A 22,519-nucleotide genomic window follows, 5' to 3' on the forward strand; every position below is an offset into this window, starting at 1 on the left:
GACAAGGCGAACGCCACGCCTTTAGGGAGGTCTCATCGACCAAGGGGAGCCAGAGGTATCTCGCCTTGCCTGATCAACCGTTCGAAGATAAGTAGGGGCGCCATGACAGCGCGTTCCAGTTGTAGAGCGATGGGCGCAGGCATGGTCGGGAATAGCAGGCTCGCGGTGCTCGGTGGGCCTCAATTGCCGTCTGTGTGGGGGTTTTCGGGGGCGATTTCGGTGCAGTTCGTGGGTGCGGGGACTGCGGCGAATCGGTCGTTGAGCCAGGAGAAGGCGTCGACGCTCCACACCGGTAACGCGGTAACGTGTGACAGCGCGCCGTACTGGCGGTAGGTGATGGCGTGGTTGCCGGTGTCGCAGTATCGGCGGGCCAGGGTGCGGACGTCGCCGGCGATCATCACACCGTCCCCGGGGCCGATGCCGGGTTTGGTGTTGTCGGTGCCTTCGAGGGTGCCGTCGGTGCCTTGGCCGATGAACATCGGGGTGGTCGGGGTCGGGGCGAGTTCGAGGTCGGCCTGGCGGGTGGCCTCGGCGAGCGAGGGGATGGAGTCGGGGTCGCGGTATTCGGGTTTGGCCAGTTGCTCCCATTTCAGGCCGGGATAGTGGCCGAGTGCGTCGTTGATGGATGCGTTGTCGAGTTGGGTCAGCAGCTGTGCACCGTAATCACTGAGGTAGGGGGTGAGGTCGATGTCGTAGGCGCGGGCAAGGCCGATGACGGTGGGCACCATGACGCCGGCCCAGAATCCGCTGCCGTCGATGTAGTGCACGGTGCGGGGGAAGTCGACCATGACGCCGCCGGCCGCCGCGCCGACGAGTCGTTGATCGATATCGGGGGCGTAGGTCGGAGCCAGGGCCGAGGCCCAGGTGGTGGCGATCCCGCCGCCGGAGTAGCCGAACAATCCGATGCGGGTGTCGGGGGACAGTCCGGTCGCGGTGGAACGGGTCGCCGCGCGGATGGAATCCAGTGTGGCTCTGCCGTATTCGGGGCCGGTGCCGAGGGTGGCCCGCGGTCCTTCCACGTCGGCGACGATGACCGCCCGGCGCTGAGCGAGGAACTGCGAGACGAACGCGCCATCCGTGGTGTTGACGAGCGCACCTGTGGGGGTCGCGGTTCCCGCGATCGCGCGCGAGGGTCCGTCGTCGGGATCGAGTGAGTCGTAAGCGGATTGGTATGCCACGGCCTCGGCCGGGTCGGCGCCGGGCGGTATCAGCACCGAGGTGACGTTGACGCTCGGCCGCTGCTGGGCGTCGGTGGTGCGATACAGCAGCTGCACGGCCGTGAGCGGAGTCGCCACACCGGATAGGTGATAGGGCACGGTGCGGGTCGCCAGCACGGTTCCCGGCGTGATCTCGGAAAGCGGTTGCTGCCCCGAGTATTCGTAGAACGGGTCCGTGCTCGCATGCGCTTGCGGTGCGAGCATCGCGGAGGTGGTGGTCATCAGCGCTGCGGCGAGGACCGCTGTGGCGGCACTGCCGATCGTGTTCGGCTTCTTCATCGGTTTCGTCCCTTCACTGGGGTGCAGCACAGAACCCTGGAACCCCGATCGACCCGGCGGCGGCGCCCGATCGCGTTCGCGGCACCGGCGTCTTTGCCCATGCCACGGCTGCCGCACCAAGCCTGTGGTGTGGATCACGTGCGGCAGCGGACGCTACTTTAACCTGCCGCCGGATCCGTTGTCCCCCTGTGTGAATCACACGCCGACGCCCGCCAGCGGCGTGCTGGTGGGCACGCACGATCGACGAGTCCACCGACACTTCCCGGTCGAGCTCGTCGATCGCCTCAGCGATCACCCGCACGTTCGTGACCAGCATCGCCAGCGTCCCGTTGCGGGTCCACCGCCAGAACCGGTTGTAGACCGTTTTCCACGGCCCGTACCGTTCGGGCAGATCCCGCCACGCCACACCCGTCTTCGCTTTGTAGAGCATGGCGTTGATCACCCGCCGGTCATCGACCCGGGGTCGCCCCTTCGCACCTGACGGGGGCAGCAACGGCTCCACCACTCGCCATTGCTGCTCGGTCAATTCGTGCCTACGCGCCGCAATCGGGCATCAAATCACAGCCCGACCACCGACGACACCGGTCAGACCAAACCGGCTTTAAGGACACGCTCTAGTGTTCCGCGCCAGGAATCCGTTGAAGATATGAGGCGAGTCGTTCGAGAATGTCGTCGGCGGTCTTGGTCCAGGTGAACGGTTTCGGGTCGGTGTTCCATCGGGTGATCCAGTCGCGGATGTCGCGTTCGAGGGCCTGGATCGACCGGTGGGCGCTGCGGCGGAGTTTCTTGTCGGTCAGCAGGCCGAACCAACGTTCCACCTGGTTCAACCACGACGAGTAGGTGGGGGTGAAGTGCATGTGGAAACGGGGATGTGCCGCAAGCCATTTCGCGACCACGGGTGCCTTGTGGGTGGAGTAGTTGTCACAGATCAGGTGCACGTCCAGCTCGGGTGGCACCCGCTTATCGAGGGTGATGAGGAACTTCTTGAACTCGACCGCGCGGTGACGTCGGTGGATCTCGCCGATGACCTCGCCGTTGGCGATGTCGAGCGCGGCGAACAGGGTGGTGATGGGGTGGCGGATGTAGTCGTGGGTGCGGCGTTCGGGCATGCCGGGCATCATCGGCAGCACCGGCGCCGACCGGTCCAGGGCCTGGATCTGGGACTTCTCGTCCACACACAGCACCAGCGCCTTCTCCGGCGGATCCAGATAGAGCCCGACCACGTCGCGGACCTTGTCCACGAACTGCGGATCATTGGAGATCTTGAACTCGTCGACTCGATGCGGCGCCAGCCTGAACGCCTTCCAGATCCGGCCCACCGTCGACTTCGACAATCCACTCTCGGCGGCCATCGACGTCCGCGACCAGTGGGTGGCGTCGGCGGGCTGCCGTTCCAGCGTGGCTACCAGCACCGTCTCGACCTGCTCATCGGTGACCGTGCGTGGCGCGCCCGGCCGCGGTTCGTCGACCAACCCCTCGAGCCGGCGGGCGATGAACCGGTTGCGCCACTTGCCCACCGTCTGCGGCCAGATCCCCAGCTCGGCCGCTACTTCCTTGTTGGATTTGCCTGCCGCGCAACCCAATACGATGCGGCACCGCTGCGCCAGAGCCTGCGACGACTTCGCTCGCCGCGCCCACCGCTGCAACGTCTGCCGCTCCTCGTCGGTCAACACCACCTCGGCCACCGGCCGACCCGTCCGCGCCACCAGAAGAGCCTACAACTCACTTATTCAACGAATTACTGGTTCAGCACACTAGCCGAGCAGCTCAGCTGAAGGTTACCGCAGGTGGCACAAACCTAGCCGGTGACGGTGTCGGCGCGCAGGTAGCTGTAGACGGTTTCGTGGTGATGCCGAATTCCCTGGCCAGCAACGACTTCGACTCACCCGCCCAGGCCCGCTCACGCAGCCGCCCGGCCTGGGCGTCGGTCAGCGCGGGTGTGCGGCCGGTGCACGCGCCGCGGGCCTTGGCCGCGGCGATGCTCCTCCACGTCGAGGAACAGTGAGAACTTCACCATCAACGTGACTTACGTGCCGACAGGCATTCAGGGCCACGAGCCGCAGAAAAGCTTGACCGCACGCAGCGCACGACCTGACGCGAATGTTCCTTCCCCCTGCGGGCATCGGACCCACCCGCGTGATGTGTGAGCGCGCCGAGCGGCGTCCAGCGGCCGTGCTGTTTTGTTTGACACCAGGGGTTTTCGACACGTTGTTCGGACACGCGCTCGATCGAGTCGACCAGAGTCTTCACCTTCGGCGGGTGAAGTGTCGTAAATCGTTTTCCGAACAATCTCGTGCTGCCGGAGTTCGCTCCGCGGCACGAAGACGAGTCCTGGCGGGCTACCGGAGGCCGTGGACATCGGGCCAGGCTTCCAGCGGGTCGCGGGAGTACCAGTGCCCGTCCCATTCCCGCCCGGCGTCGCAGGCGGCGTGGAAGTCTTCGTCGTCGGGCAGCTCGGGGAAGTACGCGCTCACCACGGGTCTGTCGCTGTGGAAGCGGCGGGCTCGTTCCACACAGCGTGCGGCTTGCTCGGCCTGATAGGGCCGCTTGAGGATCCGCTGCTCATCGCCATGGCCGTCGTCGAGGGGATAGTGCAGCTGGAAGTAGAAGCGCGCGATCTCGGGATCGCGGTCATGGACCCAGTGAATCCACGCCGGGACAGCCGGCGTCGACAGTATCCGTTCAGCAAACCCGTTGTGCGGAGTCAAGCCGCCCGGCTCCCGCCGCGCGTCCTCCCGCACCCCGGCCACCGAAACGCGGTCTATGGTCACCCGCTTGCGCCGCCACCTTTTCATAGCGAACGACTATAGACAGCCATAGCGCGCCCGAGGCGCTGCGACATCAGGGCGACAAAACCGCCAATTGCCTGGAAACCACCACCACGATCGCCGCCGCTCACGCGCCGTTGCCTTGTGTGGGCCTGGGACCGGAAGCGTTGGCCCCGATGCTTCGGTTCGTTTCGATTCCCTGCCCTTCCGGGTGGTAGCAAACTTTCCGCGTACGATTGTGCGCTGGATCGATGACGAACGAAGGCGGCTGTTCGGCGGTAACCAACCGGTAGAGGAGAAAGGGCATGGACCAGCAGCAGTTCATCGCCACCCGGCGGGAGTTCGACGAGATCGATACCGACGGCGACGGTTTCATCACCTTCGATGACGCGCTCGTGTGGGGTGCGGCCCAGGACCCGGAAGTGCGGGACATCGTCGGGTGTCGTATCAAGGAAGACCGCATCTGGGCGGAGGGGCAGGTCTCCTTCGAGGAGTTCCTGCGCTACAAGCAGCTGACCGGCCGCTGATAGTCCGCGTGTGAAACGCCGTTGCCTGCGGTGATGGTTGTCGGCCCACATCCTCGGCGGGTCTAGCGTTGGTCGTATGGCGAGCAGGGACATTGTGGTGACGGTGGGCGAGGACGACTGGCTCACGTTGAACGATGCCGCCGAGTGCGCGGGGATGAGCGTGGAGGCCTACGTCTCCTGGGGAGTGTGGCTGTTGGCGTCGCAGGTCCGCCCCGGCGGTGCGGACAGCCGCACCGGTGCTTCGGCGACGCGACGGCGCCTCTCCGGGCCGGGGAGGAATCGGAGACGGTGGCGTGGACGCAAACCTTCGCGCAGCGCTTGTCGGCTCGTGGCGACCGGCCTCCTCCCGACACCGAGTTGTGGATGTAGCGGTGGGGGGTTCGTATCGCGGCGTGGCGGGGCACCGGCGCATGGTCGCGTACCTACGATGATCTGTGGTTATCCGCCGATGGCCACGGCCATGGTCGGGTGCCTGCTGTGGAGATATGTCACCCCCGCCCGGTTCTGCCTTCCGTCCGCAGGGCCGGGCAAGCCCGCGACATCGCCGCCGGCGGCGATGGCTTTGCGCGCGCCCTGCGGCAACGGCAACTCGGGTCACGGCGTCGCAAAAATCCGCGTAGTCGACAGCGCCTGCCATCGGAGGCAGGGCCGGAAGGGCTGGATAGTCGTCGACAGCCATGAGCGGCAACGCGAATCGTGATTGACCACAGACGATCTCGAGGCGGTCGCCGTTGTCGGACAACTCGACCGGGCGAGCCGGCAGAGCCTTCGCGATCTCGGTGAGCAGCCGTCCCGAGACCAACACATCGCCTGGCTCGCTCACCTCGGCGCCCGCGATCCACGTGTGCGAGGAGATCTCATAGTTCGCGCGTCGGCGTGTTCGTCGGCGGCGGTAGGTTTTCCGTCCGGAACGATCGGGTCGGCCTGCCGGTCGTGGCCGGGACGAGGTTCTCCGGCACCACGTACTTCACAGCGGCGACCTTCTCGGCCGTGAGTATGGTCGGGTCGTGGAGGATGAGGGCGTCGTCGCTGCGCATACCGGGGACGGAGCGGTGTTTGCGGGGTTGGCCGAGCGGTACCGCTGGGAGTTGCGGGTGCACTGTTATCGGATGCTGGGCTCGTTCGACGAGGCCGAGGACCTGGTACAGGAAACGTTGCTCCGAGCGTGGCGCTATCGCGGAAGTTTCCAGGGACGCTCCACATTTCGCGCGTGGCTGTATCGGATCGCGACGAACGCGTGCCTGGACTTCCTTGACCGGCGCCCGTGGCAGCCGACGCCGGATACAGCCGGCGCAGCGGCGGAGGTGGGATGGTTGCAGCCGTTTCCGGACCGGTTGCTGGAGCCGGTGGCCGACCAGGACGCGGAGCCGGAGACGGTGATCGTCGCTCGGGAGACCATCGAGCTCGCGTTTCTGGTGGCCATCCAGTACTTGCCGCCTCGGCAACGGGCGGTACTGATCCTGCGGGACGTGCTCGGCTGGTCTGCGGCGGAGACCGGTGAGTTGCTGGAGATGAGCGTGGCCGCGGTGAAGAGCGCGTTGCAGCGGGCACGGCCTGTGCTTCGGGCGCATCTGCCGCACCGGGACGTTGGGCAGGCTCCTGCCCGGGTGCCGGCTCCGACCGGGCAGGAGCGGGAGTTGCTGCGGCAGTTCATGGCCGTCCACGAGTGCGCCGATATCGCGGGGTTCGCGCAGCTGTTGAGCGAGGATGTGCGACTGTCCATGCCGCCATTGCCGTACTTCTTCGCCGGCCGGGCGGAGGTCGTCGGTTTCGCCGCGCATGCGCTGGGGCCCGGATCGCCGCTGCATCAGGGGCGATGGCGGGGCGTGGCGGTCTGGGCGAACCGGCAGCCGGCCATGGCCGGGTACCTCCTGCGGCCGGGAGAGCCGTTCTATCAGGCGCAGGTGCTCAACGTGCTGCGTGTCGAGGACGGACGGATCGTCGAGATCACCGCGTTCCAGCCGGAGGTGTTCGACGCGTTCGGTCTGCCCGCGACCCTGTCCTGATTCGGCTCCGATTCCTTTTCCGCGCTCCACCGGTCTCACAGGGCACGACCGCGACCGACGCGGTCGATGACTCAAGGAGCCAGGTGTGCACTCACTGACACGCGAAGAACTGGGGTCGCTGCCGCAGGGCGATATCCGCCTGCTGGACAGCGACATTGCGCAGGGCCTGTTGACCTCGACCGAACTGGCGCGCCTGGCGTATGTCGCCGAGGACGACGCCCCACGCGTTTTCCCGATGCTGTTCCACTGGACCGGGCATGAGGTGGTCTTGTCCACGTTCGTGCCCGCCCGCAAGATCACAGCGCTGCGGGCCAGGCCCGAGGTGGCGATCACGATCGATGCGGCTGCGGCCCAGCCTCAGGCGCTGCTGCTGCGCGGCCGTGCCCAGATCACCGAGATCGACGGAATCGTTCCGGAGTACGCGCTGGCGCTGCGTCGCTACGGAGGCGAGGAACAGGCCTCGGCCCAGGTCGCGGCCGTCAATGGACCCGGGGTACGGATGGCCCGGATCGCGGTGCGCCCGGCATGGGTGGGGGTCCTGGACTTCCGGACCCGGTTCCCCGGTGGCTCCACGGCGGTCGACTTCGCGCGGCGGGGGCGCTCGTGAAGACCGAGTTCGTGTTCATCCCCGGGGCCGGGTCCGATTCCTGGTACTGGCATCTGCTCGCCGGCATACTTCGCTCCCGTGGCCACCGCGTGGCCACCCCGGACCTACCCTGCGACGACGATGCGGCCGGGCTGCCCGAGTACGCCGACACCGTGGCCGCGGCCATCAGCGATCCCGCCGACACTGTGCTGGTCGCCCACTCGTTCGGCGGGTTCACCGCACCGCTTGTCTGCCAACGCATTCCGGTCCAGCGGCTGGTGCTGCTGTCCGCGATGATCCCGCGGCCGGGTGAGGCCCCCGCCGACTGGTGGGCCAACACCGGCTACGAGCAGGCCCGCCGCCAACAGGACGAACGAGACGGCCGGCGCCCCGACGACGAGGACGCCCTGTTCTTCCACGATGTTCCACCCGAATTGGCAGCGCAGGCGCGTGAGCGCAGCCGCCGGCAGTCCAGCACCCCGTTCACCGAGCCCTGGCCCCTGTCCGCATGGCCTGCGATATCGACGAGCTTCCTGCTCTGCCGCGACGATCGCTTCCTGCCCGCCGCGTTCATGCGGCACATCGTTGCAGAACGCCTCGGGACCGTCCCCGACGAGATCGACGGCGGCCACATGGCCGCCCTCACCCGCCCCCAACAAATCGCCGACCAGCTGGAGACATACGCCACCACGAGGTCGGCTGCGGGCACGGCCGCCGGGCCACCGCGGTAATGGCGTTGCAGAACAACGTCATTCCGCCGAACGTCGACTTCGCGCTCATCGCGAAGGAAGTGAGGTAGGCATGACTGCCGAGGCTGTCTCGCCGACGGCGGCATTGCCGAGCACTGGGCTCTGCGCGAAGAGGTCCCCCGATTACTGTCAGCGGTGTCCGGGGGCGGCGACGACGCCTGACCGAACCTGTCGGCCGCCGCGCTGTTGCTCACGGATGCGGGCTTGGGACGCTTGTTGCGTTGTGTCCCAAGTGGGCTGGGAGATGCTCGTAGCGTTGTGTCCCGGCAGCCATGGTTTCCAGGGATGGTTTCCCATGTCCGGCTGCCACCTATTTCCACGGCTTAATTCGTTGTCGTAAACTGATGTGCAAACCTGCACATCGAAGTTTTGTTCGAGTGCCCGGGAAACGCACCAGCCCCGAACGGTTCACCGTTCGGGGCTGGGGAGCTGGTACGAGATACGTCCCTAGGAAGTCAGTTCTCGTGCAGCAGGTGCACCGCCGCCTTGGTGATCGTCTCGATCGCTGAGGCGGCGGTCTCATGTTCGCCGACCACCAGCATGTAGACGTTCACACCGGTCCGCACCCACTTGAGTGCTTCGAGCAGTACACGGGTGTTGCTCCGGTGCCGCTTCGTCGGTGCCGTGTTCGATTCAGGCAGCCGATATTCCACGTGCCTTCCTCTCCGTGAGTTGGGATTCCGCCGCGAGCGCGACGGACAGGGCCACTCCGGACAATTCGGAGGAACCCCGCACGCCGCGCTCGCGAGCGAACCCAGTCAGGGAGATCGGCCTCAACCTTCTTGCGTTGGTTGAACACTGGGCCGACTGCATATCATCTTAACGGTGCGAGTGACAGCTAGCCGACACACTGCGTGTATGTGGGCACGCTGCGGCCGTTGTGGCTGCTCAAAGGTGTTGCGCTGTCCGCGGATTTCACGAAATGGGACTCCGGAACGCCGGGCACGCAACTGCGTAGCTTCGTGGCAGGATGACCCTATGGCCCGGGCGCGCCAATCGAAGTGTGCGGGTTCGACGTCCGGTCCGACGCCGAGACGAGCTCGGTGATTCTGGTGCTGACGCCGAAGAACGGTGAATCCGCCTAAATGGCCATCATGATGGCTGATCGCGCTTCCAGCGCTGACCCGCGGTTCTATCCTCTGGCCACCTCTAATGGCTAGTTCTCGGCGCGGGGCATGCCGGGAGCATGGGAGCCCGCACCGACAGCGGTCAGCGAATCCGGCTGGGGCCAGCCGGATTCGGCGGCCCAGTGTGCGTTCACGTCGTGCGGGTGCCGAGGGTGTCGGCGATGAGCGCGTCGGTGCGGGTGAGCCAGTCGTCCATCTGGGCCAGCACGGCGTCGAGGCGGTCGTCGACGTCGGCGAGGAGTTCGGCGTCGCGGCGGCGGGCGGCGGTGCCGCGCTCGTAGTAGTCGCCGGCGAGCTCGATCTCGACGATCGGCTCCGGCTCCGGGATCGGTACCGGATCGCCGGAAGCCGGTGTGCGCGACCGGGTCCGGTAGCGCACCGGCTGCCCGGACAGGTGGCGGGTGATGACCGCGCTGATCGAGTCGACGCCGAGGGCGGGCAGGGTCGGCGGCGCGCCGGGGGGTGTCGGTGTGCGGGGTGGGTGCGTAGCCGTGGCGGTCGAGCAGCACGAACAACGGCTGACCGGGATCCACGGACTCCACCGGAATCGGTGGGAGCGTGTGGTTTTCCAGCGCGTGGGCGAGCAGGGCGTGGCCGCTGTAGCGCTGCAGCGCGCCGCGCACCTCGAGCCAGCCGCGCAGCGCGGTGACCGGGCACCGGTCCGGATCATCGGCGGCGGTGAGCGTCGCCAGCGGCGCGCCGCCGAGATGGACGAGCACCCGGCCGTCGGCATCGGTGGTCGTGACGACGTCGCCGAGGGTCAGTGCGGCGATGGCGGCGCGGGGCAGGCCGGTCCCGGCGAGGGTGAGCAGGGCGGCGTTGCGGCGTCCGGCCAGCCCGGCGGGCCAGCCCCAGCGCGGGATCCGCGGCACGATCGCCTCCACCACCGCCCGGATCCGGGCGGCGCGGCGGGCGCGGTCGTCGTCGAGGGCCTGGCGCAGCGCTTCGGCGCGGCCCGGGACCGCGTGCCCGGCCGCGCGGTGGGCGGCGTTGACCGCGGTGATCCGCCCGGCGAGGGTGGCGGTGGCGCCGGGATGCTCGGCGAGGAACTCGAGCATGGTCAGCGGCGCGGTGGGCAGAACGCGGCGTTGCACGGCCGCGCACCAGATGGCGTAGTCGCGCCAGCCGCGGTGATAGCGCGCCGGCAGCCCGGGAGGTGGTGCGGCGCACACGAATTCGCCGTCCGGGTCGTCGACGTCGTCGAGATCGTGGTCGTGGTCGGGGGTCACGGCGTTCACAGGCCGAGGTTGTCGGCGGCGGTGTTCCCGGCCCAGGGCTGGCGCTTGTCGTAGATGCGGGTGCTGTTGATGTCGCGGTGGCGCAGGTGTTTGGCGACGTCGTTGATGCTGACCCCGGCCGCCAGGGCCATGGTGGCGGCTCCGCCGCGGGCGGAGTGCCCCTTGAGCGTCTCGACCACGGCGGGGTCGAAACCCGCCTGGGCCGCACGGCGTTTGAGAATGTCGGCCACCACGGCGGGGCGGGTGACGGCTTGGTCCCGATCGGTAATACCAGGTTACTTTCTGCGACCCTTTGGAATAGGGGTCGCTGAATCCAATCCAATCCAATCCGATCCCGAGTCTAGGTGTTGTGAACAGCCTCGGGATCGACGGTCTGGATGCGATGCAATCGCCGAACCAATAGCGGGGATTCTGCGGCTGTGGTCAGGCCGGGATTCGGGACGCCATGAAGTGCAATACCTCCGGGTCATTCGCGTGGAGGTATCGGTAGCTTTGTGGGGGTCGGAATCCTGTCTGTTCGCGAAGAAACTTCAGAGGGTGGGGATCATCCAGTGGTGTAGGATCGCCTATTAGGAGAACCGTCGCGCTGGAGGCTCCGATCAAGTAGGAGTCGTATTCCTTCCGACTCAGGCTCAGTCCGTATCCATAACGCTGCCAAATTCTGCTTGCTGTATCGGTATCGCTGCCTGCGAGTGTTGCCGTGCCGACGACTGCCATCACAGGTGCGCTCGAATACAGGATAATCGTCGTCCCACACGGGGCTGCAATGCGCTGGCGTCGAAGTTCCACGGTCTTGGTGCCATCTAGAATTGCGGTTGCGTAACACGGCTTCAGGGACAGTACCAGCGGGCGGGGCTGGCCTTCATCCGGTTTTCCCGAATCTTTGTTGATCACATCCGAGATCATATCCTGAATGGGTGCCGTGACGGTGGATTGAACCAGCGATTCGTACATCTTCGATCGCCCTAGGTTCGTGATTCGTGTCGACCTGTTGCGTATCGGTACAGTCTTTCAAACAGCGTGGATGAAATCTTGGCTGGACCCTGCACGCTTCGCGGACCATCGTCCGCAGGTTTCAGCGCCATGTATGTCGACCAGTGAATCGGATTGTCAAACAATTCTGTGTCGGATATCAGCAGGGCTTCCGCGATGTTGTTCGTGGCAGCCTTCTCGATATCTTCGATCCGGAATATTCCGTATCGTCCGTATAGATCGTGGAGGGTTTGGGGTGTGCCGCGTTCGGTGTGGTCGAGTAGCGAAGTGCCGATGAACTTGCCCTCACCCGATGAGTCGCTGCTACTCATGTACCAGAGGATACGGCTGGGTGCCCGTAGGCAACTACGCCTTCCGCTTCGGAAGTAGACATGTTGGCGACCAAGAGCCAGTTGTGAGTCACGAGCCAGCAGCGCCGCCGGGACTCCGAAAAGGTCGGTGCTCCATCGTGGTTTTATCGGGACGACAAATCCGGGTAGTTCGCTGTCGGTGATCTTCGCCGGCCACCACAATCGTTCGTAATGTGCAGCGGTCGCGGCTGTTTCATGCGGCCGGATCAGCAGTGTCGGAGGAAGGTCGATGAGTTGCCCGATCGCAGTCGCAGTCGCGCCGATCATCGTGCCGGGACCGGTTCGGTCCACTACGAGCGCGGCAAGTGTCGAGTTGTGGGATCGATAGGACTCGGTTTCAGCGATTCGGCGGGTTGTTTCGGAGAGGTAGGGGTCGGTGAGCCGGACGACGCAGGCGCTTGCTTGGCGGGCGCGATGTCTGAAGCCCCAGAGCAATTGGCGGGTGAGTGTCTCGGCTATCGGGTGGTCGGTGAGCCGCAAAAGCGGTACGTCCAGGATCGAGTCCTCGATCGTGAGCGAGTAGCAAGCGATGAGTGCGCTGTCGGGTGCCCTCACGACCTCGTAGCCGTCTCGGGTCCGGGCGGCTTCTCGGAGCCGTGCCCGGAACTCCGATTTGGATTCGCCCCGGTTGTGATCGAGGAAATGCTGGAGATGTTGCCGCGCATCCGATCCGACACGCGCGGTGGTGAATTCGCTTCCCGCCAAGTCGCTTGGACTGTAGGCCGCGGCATTCGCTAGCTCGTCCAACCGAATCTCCAGGTGATCTGGGTCAAGTACCCGCATGCGGGACAGTTCGGGGGCCCGTGCCTTGAGTGCGTGCGGTGCGACGTCGTTGCACAGACGCTCATCCCAGGTGAGGAACACTTGGGCACCGGCGGCTGCGGCCTCCGCGAGGTGCCACAGATCGCCGATGTCCTGCTCGCTTCGAGGGAATTTGGAATCGTGCGCGCGGACCTCGGTGCGCATCGCGTCGAACAGTTGCTCGGCACGGCTGCGGGACCCACGCGGCCGGGTGAAGGTACTGGCGAACTCAATGGTGGTGGTCGGATCGGCTACCCGATGGTTGCCGATGTCGCGTTCGAGTCCGTACGAGACGATCAACTCCATCCGATCCGAAAGGTGTTGAGCCAGCAGAAGCTCGGATCGAGGGGGACGATGGTGGTTTGTCGAAGGTTGGAGGTCGAGCAGGATATTGGTGTCGAGGGCCACGCGCACGACGGTGGGTTCTTCCATCGGTGGGGTAAAGAGATTCGGATGCCCATGATCGCGCCACCACACTGTCATCGGTGCGCGGTCATGTCCGCGCCCGTGGGTCTTCGCGCGTGGTGCGAATCCCAGTCCCTGCCAGACGTCTGCTATCGCCTGGTAATCATCCCGACACTTCGCCTTCACGCCCTGACGTTGCCGATGACGCTTGCTCAGCTCGTCGACGAGGAGTTTGGCGACACCGGCTCTGCGATAGTCGGGTTGTACACACAAATGCGTCAGCACGACCTCATCGCGTGGTAGTCGAAACAGGGCGTACCCGATCGGCTCATCGCCGACGAAGGCCGCCAGGAGGCAGTTCTTGGCCGCTGCATCGTGATAGACCGCTGGAGGCAACAGGCCCAGCGTTCGGCGTGCGAGATCGCCGAGCTCAACAAGCTTCGCCAAGGTCGGATTGTCGGCACTGCCGACCGGTTCGATCCTGACGTCGGCCATTTCCACCCCCATACCGCAAGTATGGGGCGCAACCTCCAATGATGTTGACTGAACTACGAATTCGGCTAGCCAGGGACTGACGGGCAGGGCTATTGATGGTCTTGGGCAGTGAACGCGCGAAGATTTGTGTCAGCCTTGGCCTTTTGTCGCGCCGCGGGATGTAGCCGGTGATGCGTCGTCGCCGCAGTTCGGCATGCACGTTCGGGTAGTCGTAGCCCTTGTTGGCGATCAGGGTGGTGACCCGGTGACGGGGCGGACCCGGACGCCCGCGCAGAGGTCGTACCCGCCACGCAACAAGGGCTTGGTGGCCGTGAGGAACGGCGGTGTGGGGGTCTTGGACGGTGATGGCGGTGTGGAACGAGCTCGGGATTTGTGGTTTCGTTTACTCGCCATGGGCGAGCGCCTCCTGTCCAAGACGTTAGGTGCCATGACCTGCACAGATGATGCCCGGCACGGGCAGCTTCGATCGGTCCGCCACGCCACCCGGCTCTTTGCCGGCGTCGGTTATCGGATGTCGAATTGGGCGGCGATGTCGTCGAAGCGGTCGAGCAGTTGGTCGAGTTCGTCGAGGACGGGCCGGGCGCGCCAGCGCGCGGCGATGCCGCGCTCGTGGTAGTCGGGGTCGAGATCGGTTCCGGTGGCGGGGTTTTCGTCGCGGCCGAGCAGCACGCCGGTGGTGATGGCGGCGATCTCGTCGGCGGGCAGCGGGTCGAGTTCACCGATGAAGCCCACGGCCAGGCCGCGTCCGTCGAAGGCACACAGCAGCGGCTGGTCACGGTACTCGGCGGGCGGGGCGAGCGGGCCGGGCTCGCCGTCGGGCCCGGCGGTCTCGGGGTCGGTGAGCAGGGTTTCGAGGCGGATGTGGCCGGTCGCGGCCGGGGCGTGGGCCAGGATCTGGTGCCAGCGGCGGAACACCCGGACCGGGCAGGTGCGGGGGTGGCCGGTGGCGGGCAGGGTCAGCAGTGGTTGCGCGCCGATGCGGACCTCGCCGGTGGTGACGGTGATCTCGCGTTGGGACAGGGCGGCGATCTGGGTCCAGCCCAGCCCTTCGGTGGCCAGTAGCAGCAGGACCGCGTCGCGGCGCCCGGTCAGCGCGTCGGGCCAGCCATTGATGGGCAGGCGCTCGATGACGGTGTCGGCGCGGGTGCGGGCCGCCTGCAGGCGCTGGGAACGGCCGGGGTTGAGGGCGCGGCGCACCGCCTCGGCCGCGCCCGGTGCGGGGAGCTTCGCCTGCTGGTGGGCGGTGTTGAGGGCGGTGACGCGGCCGCGCTGGGTGGCCGGGGTACCGGTGTGGTCGCCCAGGTAGGCCAGCACCGTGTCGGCGGTGGTGGGCAGTACCGGCAGGTCGGCGGCCAGGGCCCAGCGCAGGAACTGCCGCCACTCGCGGGCGTGCTCACCGCTCAGGCCGGCGAGCACGCCCAGGGCGAGGCCGTACTCGTCGCGCGCCGGCTCGGCGGGGACGATGTGGCCGTCCGGTGCCGTCATTGCGGTCCCACCGGGGCGTCCGGATCGTGCCCGCGTCGGCCCGGACGGCCGTCGATGCCCTTGCAGACCCGCTCGAGCCGTGATTGGTCGGCCCGGTACCTGAGGCTGTTGCCGACCTTCGCTGCCGGCCGCGAAGGAACCCGGACATCGAGACCGGCGGCCCGCAGTCCGCGCATCCGGTCGAGAACCGGGCTGATCTCGTTGGTCGAGGCCTCGGTGTGGGAAGAGATCGAACCCGGCCCAGCCTCGTCGACCACTGCCTGAACTCCTCTCACTCATCGTGCTCGATGTCTCGAATCTGTTGGCAGATACCGGAATTCACCACCTGTGGTCATAGGCCGGTCGGGGCCGAGGCGGAGCGTTGGGCCCGGTGGCGGTCGTAGCGCTGGGCGGTCTCGACGCGTTTCCAGCGGCCCTTGGCCATGACCTCGGCGTCGGTGGCGCCGTTGTCGTACATCCAGGTGGCGATCCCGGCGCGCAGGGAGTGCCCGCGCGCGGCTCCGGCCCCGGCGGCCTGGGCGCGGGCCGTGATCATCCGCCCGAGCGCCTGCCCGGTCAGCGCCGCCCGCGGGTCGTGGGGCAGCCCGCCACCGGATACCGGCCGGAACAGCTGCGCCCGGGCGCGGTGCGGGGCGGGCCAGTCGCCGGTGCATCGATGCCGGTGCGGGTCGGTGGCGTCGCCGCGCAGCAGCCGCTGCACGGCGATCGAGGCGCCGTCGCGGATCCGGGCGGCCGCCTCGCCGGTGTCGAGGTCGGTATCGGGGTGCCCGGCCGCGCGCAGGCGGGCGCGGGCCGCGGCCGCGGCCTCGTCGGCGGCGGTCAGCACCGCCTGCCAGCGGATCAGCGCGCACCACGGGCACCACAACGCGTCGCCGGTGCCGCGTTGCAGGTACAGGTATTCGACGGCGTCCTGGCTGGTCTTGCTGCCCCGCAACCGGATTCGCAGCCGCGGCTGCTGCGGGTCGGGGCCCTCGACCACGCTCAGATCCCCCAGCTGCAGGCCCAGGGCCTCGCTGCGGCGCAGGCCGGCGGCGTACATGAGCACCAACGCCGCGATGTCGCGGCGCGCGGCGACCTGCTGGCGCCAGGTGCGGGCATGGCCGTGGATGTGGGTGAGGACGTCCTGCAGGGGCGCCAGGGTCAGGGCGGGCGCCTGGGAGGAGGTCTCCCCCGCCTGGGTGCGGGTGCGGCGGATCCCGCGCACCGTGCGGCGCACCGTCGCGTCGGCGGTCGGGTCGGGCAGCCGGGCATCGGAGTGCACCCGCGCGATCGCGGCCACCCACACGGTGAAGGTCTCCTTGGCGATCGGACATGCGGTGTCGTCGGCCGCGACCGCGAGATATCGTGCGACGGTGCGCGGTTCGGCCGGCAGCGCGGTGTGCCCGGTCGCGGCGCACCAGTCGGCGAACCGCTTCCAGGCCGAGGCGTAGGTGCGGGTGGTGTTGTCGGCGTCGGCCGCGGCCATGTACCGGTCGACGAGCTCGTCGGCGGCATCGACCACCGGATCCCCGCTCGCGCCGACCAGCCGCAGCAGCGGGGAGGGCTTCCGCGGTCGGGACGCGGGCCCGCCCGCGGGCGCGGTATCGGGTGACGGTGCCGTGGTGGCGTCCGGCTCGGGCCGGGTCATCGATCGAGTTCCCGGCGCAGATCGTCGAGCCGGGCGCGGGTTTCGGGTTGGCCGGCGGCGATATCGGCGCGCCCGCTGTCGATCCCGAACAAGTCCCACGCCGGCGTCGCGAGCACCGTCCGGCTGGATCCGACCTGCTCGGCCGGGATCGCGAGGTCGTCGAAGGTGGCGTGGTCGGTGACGCGGATCGCCGCATGGGCCGGTATCGGCTCACCCGGGGTCGCGGCGGTGCGGGGGCACCGCAGGGGCCGGTCGGCAAGGAGGACGGCTCCGCCGTGCGGCGGCGAGGTGTCGGGCATCGGGTTCCCCTCGGTTCGGGACGCGGCGCCCGGACCCGCTCGCCCCTGCACGGGAACGTCACACGACGGCGCCGTGCGTGAGCGGTGGGTCCCGTCGCCGCAGTGCGGGGCCGGCCACCGGCAGGTCCGGCGGCATCATCAGCGGAATCCTATCCCAGAACATGCTCTCCACCCGGTATTCGGCGCGATTCGCGTTCGTTAATACGCCTTATCGGACGTCGACCTGAACTGATCCATGAAACTGGGTGCGTCAATTCAAGTTGACGTTTGTGAGGTGACCGATCGAGTGCGAGGCGACGCGCTGATGTCAGCACCCTGACCTGCGGATACGACACCGGATGTGTGGAAGGCGACGTCGAATGTCCTCAAACCCGTCTAGGTCCGTACCCCGCTGACCTGGGCAAATAGAGAGCCGTCGGTGACGTCGGAATGTCGGTGGCGCGGCGGCGCGAGGATGTCGGCTGGACTCGCGGAATCCGGCTCCGGACTGGTGTCCTGGCTCAATTGATCTGATGCGGATGGGTCTAAATGACCTGCGAGGCATCAGTTTGAAGATTCGGCGGGGCCAAGGCGTGATACCGCGCCAGAACACCGCCTCCCACAAGGGTTCAAGTCCCCGACCGCCGACCACCAATACGCCTTCTCGCTGCTTACCGCGACAGAGGGCTCTCATCGTTAAACCCGGCGACGTCCGGTCGCCGGCGCGCTGCCAGCCAAGCGCGTCAACGAACTGACCGGGCGCGTCGAAAAGCTCCAGCACACAGTCAAGTTCGCGCGCGAGGAGGCCAACAATGCCGAGATCACCGAGCGCAAGCTGGGCGATGAGATCTTCGGATATCTGTTCGGCTGATCCCCGCACCGTCCACGGCCGGAGTCACCGGCGGCGTGGGCCGGGGATCGGTTCGAGGTGGCCGGCAAGCTGGGCCGGGTGAGTGAGCTGCGGATAGTGTCCGGCGCCGGGCAGTTCGGTCACCGGATGGCCGACGGGCACGACCAGCGGATCGGCCGACCCGACGATGATCTCGACCGGGACGCCCACCCGGTCCAGCAGTTCCCGGGACCGTGCCCGCTCGGCGTGCACGGTCCGCATCGCCTCGACCACCCGCCGCGCGACTCCGGGACGGCGCACATCCGCTGCGGCACTGTCGATCTCGGGACCCGCGGGAAGGCCCAGCATGTCGGCGAGCCGGTCGGTGGACATGCGTCGCAGCACCGACGCCGCCAGCGGTGAGCGGGCCGACTTCGGGCCGGGGGCCTGCAGGAACGGCGGTGAGATCAGAACCAGCCTGCTGATGCGGTCCGGATGCTCGACGACATAGCGCAGCGCGGGCCCACACGCCAGCGAGTGCGCGACGAGCACCGGCCGCGTCCGGACCTGGCTCAGCACCTCCCCCAGCCACACCTCCACCGGCTGGCCGGAGGCGGCCGAGCGGCCCAGGCCCGGCAGATCGGGCGCCAGGACCGAACCGTGCAGCCGAGCGGCGAGCGGTGCCCACAGATCGGCGTTCATCGGAAGCCCGTGCAGCAGCACGTGATCGGGAGTGTGCCTGTCTCCGGCGATCCAGGTCCGGCTGCCCGCCACGGTGTGGAAACCGTAGGGGCGCGCCCAGGGTGACGTGGCGCCGAAGCGTTCGGCGACCAGGTCGTCGGCCCACGTCCGCAGAGCATCGTCCGCGGAGGGCATCTCCAGACCCGTTGCGGCGGCGAAGGATCGAGCGGAAGCCGTCGGATAGCGGTCGGTCGAGAGGAAGGACAGCGTCTCGGGATCGGCTCCGGTGAGCCTGCGCGGCAGGCGCCGGAGCAGACCGACGGGAACGCTGCGCCGCGGCGCCCGCACCCCCATCTGGTCGGCGACCGTAGCCACCAGTTCGGGCAGTCTCGGCGTGGTGTCGTCGAGCACCCAATAGTGCTCGCCCGCAGGCGATTCGGGAATGCGTGCCAGAAACCGGACAAAGTAGTCGATGGTGACGATCGGCACGAAAACCTCCGGACCGCCCGGGACCGCGGGCAGCCGTCCCTCCCACAGATCGCGGACCAGACCGGCCAGCCCGAGATGCTGCCCCGGCCCGATCACGGTGCTCGGGTTGGCAATGGTCAGCGGTACGCCGCGCTCGCGTGCCCGGTTCCGCACCGCGAGATCGCCCTCGAATTTCGATGCCTCGTACGCCCCCAGCCCGGCGTAGTCGGGCTCGCCGTCCGGCGCGCTCACCCGGTACCCGCTCACATGCACCAGGCGCCGCAGCCCGGGCAGGGTCGCGGCCCAGTCGAGCACATTGATCGCCCCGATCACATTGGTAGCCCGCGCCTCGCGCACGTCGAGTCCGAACGCGTACCGCGCCGCGGCGTTGTACACGTCGCGCACCTCGGGCAAACCCGTGAGCGGTGCGGTGATGTCGGCGGTGACGACCGTCAGCCCGCCGATGTCGACCCCCTTGTCGACGAGCCACGAGGTGAGGGTGTCGTTCCGCACTGCCGCCGCCACCCGTTGTCCCCTGCCGAGCAACTCGGCGACCAGCGAACGGCCGATGAATCCGGTTGCGCCGAAGACGATTGCGTCCATGTCCACTCCTAATAGACCGGTCTATATATTATCGAGCCAAAAAGAGAGCCGACGATCACGCCGGCCCGTATTCACCGCAGCCAGACGGCGATCTGCCTACCGACCCGATTCAGCGGCTCCCTGCTGCGATGCGCCCTGGCCAGCAGCAGCGCACCCTCGATCAGGGCGAGAATCGCGGTGGCCAGATCATCGGCGCCGGGCTGCCCGGCCAGCCGCGCACGCAGGGTCTCCTCCCACGAGGAGTAGACCTCCGAGCACGCCTGCTGCATCGGGTCATTGACGGCGGCCGTCTCGAGCGCCACGGTGGCGACCGGACACCCCTTCCGCCACTCCGACGTCTCCAGCCTGTCCCCCAGTTGACGCAACACCAGGTCGACGAATTCGGCCACCGGCAACTCGGAATCGGCAAGCGCCCCAAGAGAATCGCCGATCACCGCTCCGGCCCGCCGCACGGACTCCCCCACCAGCTGGTCCTTACCGCCGGGGAAGTGGAAGTACAGCGAACCGCGCGGCGCACCACTGAGCGCGATCACCTGGTTGAGCCCCGCGCCGAAATACCCTCCGGCCTCGACCAGCTCCTGCGTAGCGTCCAGCAGCCGGTCTCGCGTCTCGGCGCCCTTCTGTCCCATGCGGAAAATTTAGACCGGTCTACATATTTCTGTCAATTATTTCTGTCAACCAGTTCGCATGGCAGCGCCGTCACCGGCCTCTCGCCAGACTGGGATTGACCGAGCCGGACGGGGACAGGTGCCGCACTGCTGATCGAGAGGCTGCACGTCGTGACCAGCGGGTCTGCTGCCCTGAGACCGGCGGGCCACCGGTTCAGTCCACGGGTGGTCCGGATTCACCGGGCGGCTGCTCGCCTGCGGAACGAACCTCGGCCAGCACCCCCCGCAGTCGTTCCAGTGCCGGATTCCGGTCGCCGACGCGCCACACCAGCCGCAGTGTCGTCCGGGTGCCGGCCAGCGGTCGGGCGATCACTCCGACCCGGCGCAGCGCGCGATGCGAATCCGATAGCACCGCCCCGCCGAATCCGGCCGCGACCAGTGCCAGCACCGTCTGCACGCTGCGGCCCTCGGCGCCGATCCGCGGCACCACACCGGCTTTCGCGCAGAGGGCGAGGATCTCGTCGTGCGACTGGGGTGACACCTCGCGCGGCCACAACACCAGCGGGATCTGGCCCAGTGCGGTCAGCGGCGCGGGACCGGGGCCGAATCCGACCGGATGGCCGTCGGGGACGAACAGCGCCATCGGCTCGTGCCACCACTCACGAGTGGCCAGTCGGGGATCGCGCATCGGCAGCCGCTGTACCGCGAGGTCGTAGCGGCCGTCGAGTACGCCCGCCGACATCTCGGTGTCGCTGAAGCTCTCCTCCAACCGCAGGGCGACCCGCGGTAGTTCGCGCCGCACACGGCCCAGAACCGCGCCGAGCGGTCCGTTGATGCCGGAGCCGGCGAAGGTGACGGTCAGCTTGCCGCTGCGGCCCTCGGCGGCGAGCCGGACGTCCTCGAGGGCGGCCTGCGCCTGGGCCAGCACGATCCTGGCCCGATCCACCAGTGCGTTGCCGGCCGCTGTCGGCACCAGGCCGCGGCCGGCGCGCTCGAACAACTCGGCCCCGACGCGCCGCTCCAATTCCTTCAGCTGGCGGCTGAGCGTCGGCTGGGTCAGATTCAGGTTCCGGGCTGCGGCGCTGATGCTGCCGGCCTCGGCGATCGCCACCGCATAGCCGAGTAGTCGTAGGTCCATCCATACCTCCTGGGCATGGGAACCATATCTGTTCATGCCTATCCAGCTGAGATCGGGTGGCGCCGGGCAATGCTGGTGTCATCGCAAGAACGAAAGGACTCTCGATGACCACGAACACGATGACCACGAAGCAGGACCGCTACGAGCACGGCATGTCGGTGCTGGACCGGGTGGACGGCGAGGCCGGCCGCCGGATCGTCGACGCCCTGTCCGACACCTCGCCCGAGCTGGGGCATCAGGTGGTGGCGTGGGCGTTCGGGGACATGTACTCCCGGCCCGAATTGTCGCCGCGGGACCGTCAGCTGGTCACCCTGGGTGTGCTGACGGCGCTGGGGGGCGCTGAGATCGAACTGGACGTGCACATCAACGCGGCGCTGAACGTCGGCCTGACCCCATCGGAGGTCTCCGAGGCGCTGCTGCACTCCGCGGTCTACTGCGGGATCCCGCGGGCCATCAACGCGACTCTGGTCGCCAAGAAGGTCTTCGGTGAGCGGGAGCTACTGCCGATCAGCAACGTCTGATGCGCCCGGCGCCGGACGGGCTCAGCGATCGGCACACGAATCACAGGTGCCGAGCTGACATTCTCGTGTCGCCGACCCACTGACATTTTCGTGTCGCCTCACATCTGCTTCGTCACCGCGATGTGTCAGTGCTGTGACCTGCGGATTCGTTACGGAACGTTAGTAGTTCTAGTCACTCGGATGTCAGTGGCGGCCGGGTGTTCCTGTCGGGACACGACCAAAAGGCGATCCGCGAGCGCACCTCGGATCGCTTCTCCAGGAGATCCTGGGACCATTGACTCGACGACAGACCAGACGTAGTCGGCATGCGACGGCCAGCGGCTACAGATCCGGCGAGAAGACTTGCTACCGCAGATGATTCGCGGATGGGAAACCGGCTGTGGGGGTGAAGTTCCCGCTAGCGACTCGCGCGCACGTGGAGGCGGTGCTGCGGACCGGGAGACGGTGGCGTCGCATCCACATGCTGAACCACGGTCAAATGGCTCGGTGCAACACAGACTTCGATCGGCCATCGCGGCGATCAGCCGTGCTGCAGCGGGACCCGGGTGACCGAGAGCGATCAGATGCCTGGGCGAGCAACTGACCGACCAACGCGCCGCCCGCGGGGTCCGGCCGCGCGGCCGGACCCCGCGGTCCTGAATAGTTCCGGTTAAGCGGCGTGACCGGGCCGGTGCGACAGACCCGCCAATGCGGCGTCGACTGCCCGGGTCGCGATTTCGCGGGCCTGCTCCAGCGACACC

General features: G+C 67.6%; 24 protein-coding genes. 6 read left to right on the plus strand and 18 right to left on the minus strand.

Annotation, left to right across the window (positions count from 1 at the left end; translation table 11 throughout):
* Positions 1 to 179: 179 nt before the first annotated feature.
* From ACIRRA_RS43260 to ACIRRA_RS43270, 3 genes are all read right to left on the minus strand, one after another.
* Entirely contained in the window at positions 180 to 1,496 is a 1,317-nt protein-coding gene (locus ACIRRA_RS43260) for a lipase family protein (protein ID WP_402781035.1), read from the minus strand.
* A 13-nt stretch (positions 1,497 to 1,509) separates the two neighbouring features.
* A complete protein-coding gene (locus tag ACIRRA_RS43265) occupies positions 1,510 to 2,022 on the minus strand; it encodes an IS5 family transposase (protein ID WP_402781038.1) in 513 nt (170 codons plus the stop codon).
* Between the two features lie 88 nt (positions 2,023 to 2,110).
* Entirely contained in the window at positions 2,111 to 3,202 is a 1,092-nt protein-coding gene (locus ACIRRA_RS43270; protein WP_402781041.1) for an IS630 family transposase, read from the minus strand.
* Positions 3,203 to 3,345: 143 nt separating this feature from the next.
* Between ACIRRA_RS43270 and ACIRRA_RS43275 the strand changes: the two genes are divergently transcribed.
* Positions 3,346 to 3,501 carry a hypothetical protein gene (locus ACIRRA_RS43275; RefSeq protein WP_402781044.1) on the plus strand — a complete coding sequence of 52 codons (156 nt, stop codon included), beginning with the start codon at positions 3,346 to 3,348 and terminating at the stop codon, positions 3,499 to 3,501.
* Positions 3,502 to 3,835: 334 nt separating this feature from the next.
* On the opposite strand, the gene ACIRRA_RS43280 is transcribed toward ACIRRA_RS43275, so the two are convergent.
* The gene (locus ACIRRA_RS43280; RefSeq protein ID WP_402781047.1) at positions 3,836 to 4,291 is read right to left on the minus strand and encodes a hypothetical protein; all 456 of its coding nucleotides are present in this window, start codon (positions 4,289 to 4,291) and stop codon (positions 3,836 to 3,838) included.
* A 278-nt stretch (positions 4,292 to 4,569) separates the two neighbouring features.
* Between ACIRRA_RS43280 and ACIRRA_RS43285 the strand changes: the two genes are divergently transcribed.
* The gene (locus ACIRRA_RS43285) at positions 4,570 to 4,791 is read left to right on the plus strand and encodes a hypothetical protein (RefSeq protein WP_402781050.1); all 222 of its coding nucleotides are present in this window, start codon (positions 4,570 to 4,572) and stop codon (positions 4,789 to 4,791) included.
* Here ACIRRA_RS43285 and ACIRRA_RS43290 read toward each other — a convergent pair.
* Both ACIRRA_RS43290 and ACIRRA_RS43295 read right to left on the minus strand, forming a co-directional pair.
* Positions 4,712 to 5,614, minus strand: coding sequence for a hypothetical protein (locus ACIRRA_RS43290; RefSeq protein WP_402781053.1), 903 nt, complete (start codon positions 5,612 to 5,614; stop codon positions 4,712 to 4,714). The two genes, ACIRRA_RS43285 and ACIRRA_RS43290, sit on opposite strands and share 80 nt — an antisense overlap.
* A 34-nt stretch (positions 5,615 to 5,648) precedes the next feature.
* On the minus strand, positions 5,649 to 5,828 hold the full coding sequence (locus tag ACIRRA_RS43295) for a hypothetical protein (RefSeq protein ID WP_402781056.1): 180 nt from the start codon (positions 5,826 to 5,828) through the stop codon (positions 5,649 to 5,651).
* Positions 5,829 to 5,843: 15 nt separating this feature from the next.
* Here ACIRRA_RS43295 and ACIRRA_RS43300 point away from each other — a divergent pair, with 15 nt between their 5' ends.
* The 3 genes from ACIRRA_RS43300 (at position 5,844) to ACIRRA_RS43310 (ending at position 8,114) form a co-directional block, all read left to right on the plus strand.
* A complete protein-coding gene (locus ACIRRA_RS43300) occupies positions 5,844 to 6,797 on the plus strand; it encodes an RNA polymerase subunit sigma-70 (protein WP_402781059.1) in 954 nt (317 codons plus the stop codon).
* A gap of 85 nt (positions 6,798 to 6,882) precedes the next feature.
* A complete protein-coding gene (locus ACIRRA_RS43305; protein WP_402781062.1) occupies positions 6,883 to 7,404 on the plus strand; it encodes a pyridoxamine 5'-phosphate oxidase family protein in 522 nt (173 codons plus the stop codon).
* Complete coding sequence (locus ACIRRA_RS43310; RefSeq protein ID WP_402781065.1) at positions 7,401 to 8,114, plus strand: alpha/beta hydrolase; 714 nt, start codon at positions 7,401 to 7,403, stop codon at positions 8,112 to 8,114. The genes ACIRRA_RS43305 and ACIRRA_RS43310 overlap by 4 nt, the downstream gene beginning before the upstream one ends.
* A 473-nt stretch (positions 8,115 to 8,587) precedes the next feature.
* Here the strand turns inward: ACIRRA_RS43310 and ACIRRA_RS43315 are convergent, their stop codons facing one another.
* From ACIRRA_RS43315 to ACIRRA_RS43370, 12 genes are all read right to left on the minus strand, one after another.
* On the minus strand, positions 8,588 to 8,785 hold the full coding sequence (locus ACIRRA_RS43315) for a hypothetical protein (RefSeq protein WP_402781068.1): 198 nt from the start codon (positions 8,783 to 8,785) through the stop codon (positions 8,588 to 8,590).
* A 503-nt stretch (positions 8,786 to 9,288) separates the two neighbouring features.
* Complete coding sequence (locus tag ACIRRA_RS43320; RefSeq protein ID WP_402781071.1) at positions 9,289 to 10,497, minus strand: hypothetical protein; 1,209 nt, start codon at positions 10,495 to 10,497, stop codon at positions 9,289 to 9,291.
* Positions 10,494 to 10,730, minus strand: coding sequence for a tyrosine-type recombinase/integrase (locus tag ACIRRA_RS43325; RefSeq protein WP_402781074.1), 237 nt, complete (start codon positions 10,728 to 10,730; stop codon positions 10,494 to 10,496). Before ACIRRA_RS43325 ends, ACIRRA_RS43320 begins: the two co-directional genes overlap by 4 nt.
* Before the next feature lie 190 nt (positions 10,731 to 10,920).
* Positions 10,921 to 11,451 carry a hypothetical protein gene (locus tag ACIRRA_RS43330; protein ID WP_402781077.1) on the minus strand — a complete coding sequence of 177 codons (531 nt, stop codon included), beginning with the start codon at positions 11,449 to 11,451 and terminating at the stop codon, positions 10,921 to 10,923.
* An 11-nt stretch (positions 11,452 to 11,462) separates the two neighbouring features.
* Positions 11,463 to 13,553: a GNAT family N-acetyltransferase gene (locus ACIRRA_RS43335; RefSeq protein WP_402781080.1), complete on the minus strand. Its 2,091-nt coding sequence runs from the start codon at positions 13,551 to 13,553 to the stop codon at positions 11,463 to 11,465.
* A gap of 492 nt (positions 13,554 to 14,045) precedes the next feature.
* Positions 14,046 to 15,026 carry a hypothetical protein gene (locus ACIRRA_RS43340; RefSeq protein WP_402781083.1) on the minus strand — a complete coding sequence of 327 codons (981 nt, stop codon included), beginning with the start codon at positions 15,024 to 15,026 and terminating at the stop codon, positions 14,046 to 14,048.
* The gene (locus ACIRRA_RS43345; protein ID WP_402781086.1) at positions 15,023 to 15,283 is read right to left on the minus strand and encodes a hypothetical protein; all 261 of its coding nucleotides are present in this window, start codon (positions 15,281 to 15,283) and stop codon (positions 15,023 to 15,025) included. The genes ACIRRA_RS43340 and ACIRRA_RS43345 overlap by 4 nt, the downstream gene beginning before the upstream one ends.
* A 74-nt stretch (positions 15,284 to 15,357) precedes the next feature.
* Complete coding sequence (locus tag ACIRRA_RS43350; protein ID WP_402781089.1) at positions 15,358 to 16,653, minus strand: hypothetical protein; 1,296 nt, start codon at positions 16,651 to 16,653, stop codon at positions 15,358 to 15,360.
* On the minus strand, positions 16,650 to 16,952 hold the full coding sequence (locus ACIRRA_RS43355; RefSeq protein ID WP_402781092.1) for a hypothetical protein: 303 nt from the start codon (positions 16,950 to 16,952) through the stop codon (positions 16,650 to 16,652). The genes ACIRRA_RS43350 and ACIRRA_RS43355 overlap by 4 nt, the downstream gene beginning before the upstream one ends.
* An 874-nt stretch (positions 16,953 to 17,826) precedes the next feature.
* Positions 17,827 to 19,512, minus strand: a complete 1,686-nt coding sequence (locus ACIRRA_RS43360; protein WP_402781095.1) for an alpha/beta fold hydrolase — start codon at positions 19,510 to 19,512, stop codon at positions 17,827 to 17,829.
* Positions 19,513 to 19,583: 71 nt separating this feature from the next.
* Positions 19,584 to 20,141: a TetR/AcrR family transcriptional regulator gene (locus ACIRRA_RS43365; protein ID WP_402781098.1), complete on the minus strand. Its 558-nt coding sequence runs from the start codon at positions 20,139 to 20,141 to the stop codon at positions 19,584 to 19,586.
* A 193-nt stretch (positions 20,142 to 20,334) separates the two neighbouring features.
* Positions 20,335 to 21,258: a LysR family transcriptional regulator gene (locus ACIRRA_RS43370; protein ID WP_402781101.1), complete on the minus strand. Its 924-nt coding sequence runs from the start codon at positions 21,256 to 21,258 to the stop codon at positions 20,335 to 20,337.
* Positions 21,259 to 21,362: 104 nt separating this feature from the next.
* Between ACIRRA_RS43370 and ACIRRA_RS43375 the strand changes: the two genes are divergently transcribed.
* Positions 21,363 to 21,779, plus strand: coding sequence for a carboxymuconolactone decarboxylase family protein (locus tag ACIRRA_RS43375; protein ID WP_402781104.1), 417 nt, complete (start codon positions 21,363 to 21,365; stop codon positions 21,777 to 21,779).
* Positions 21,780 to 22,519: the final 740 nt, after the last annotated feature.

Origin of the sequence: Nocardia sp. NPDC101769 (assembly GCF_044766925.1) — a bacterium.
GTDB lineage: Bacteria > Actinomycetota > Actinomycetes > Mycobacteriales > Mycobacteriaceae > Nocardia.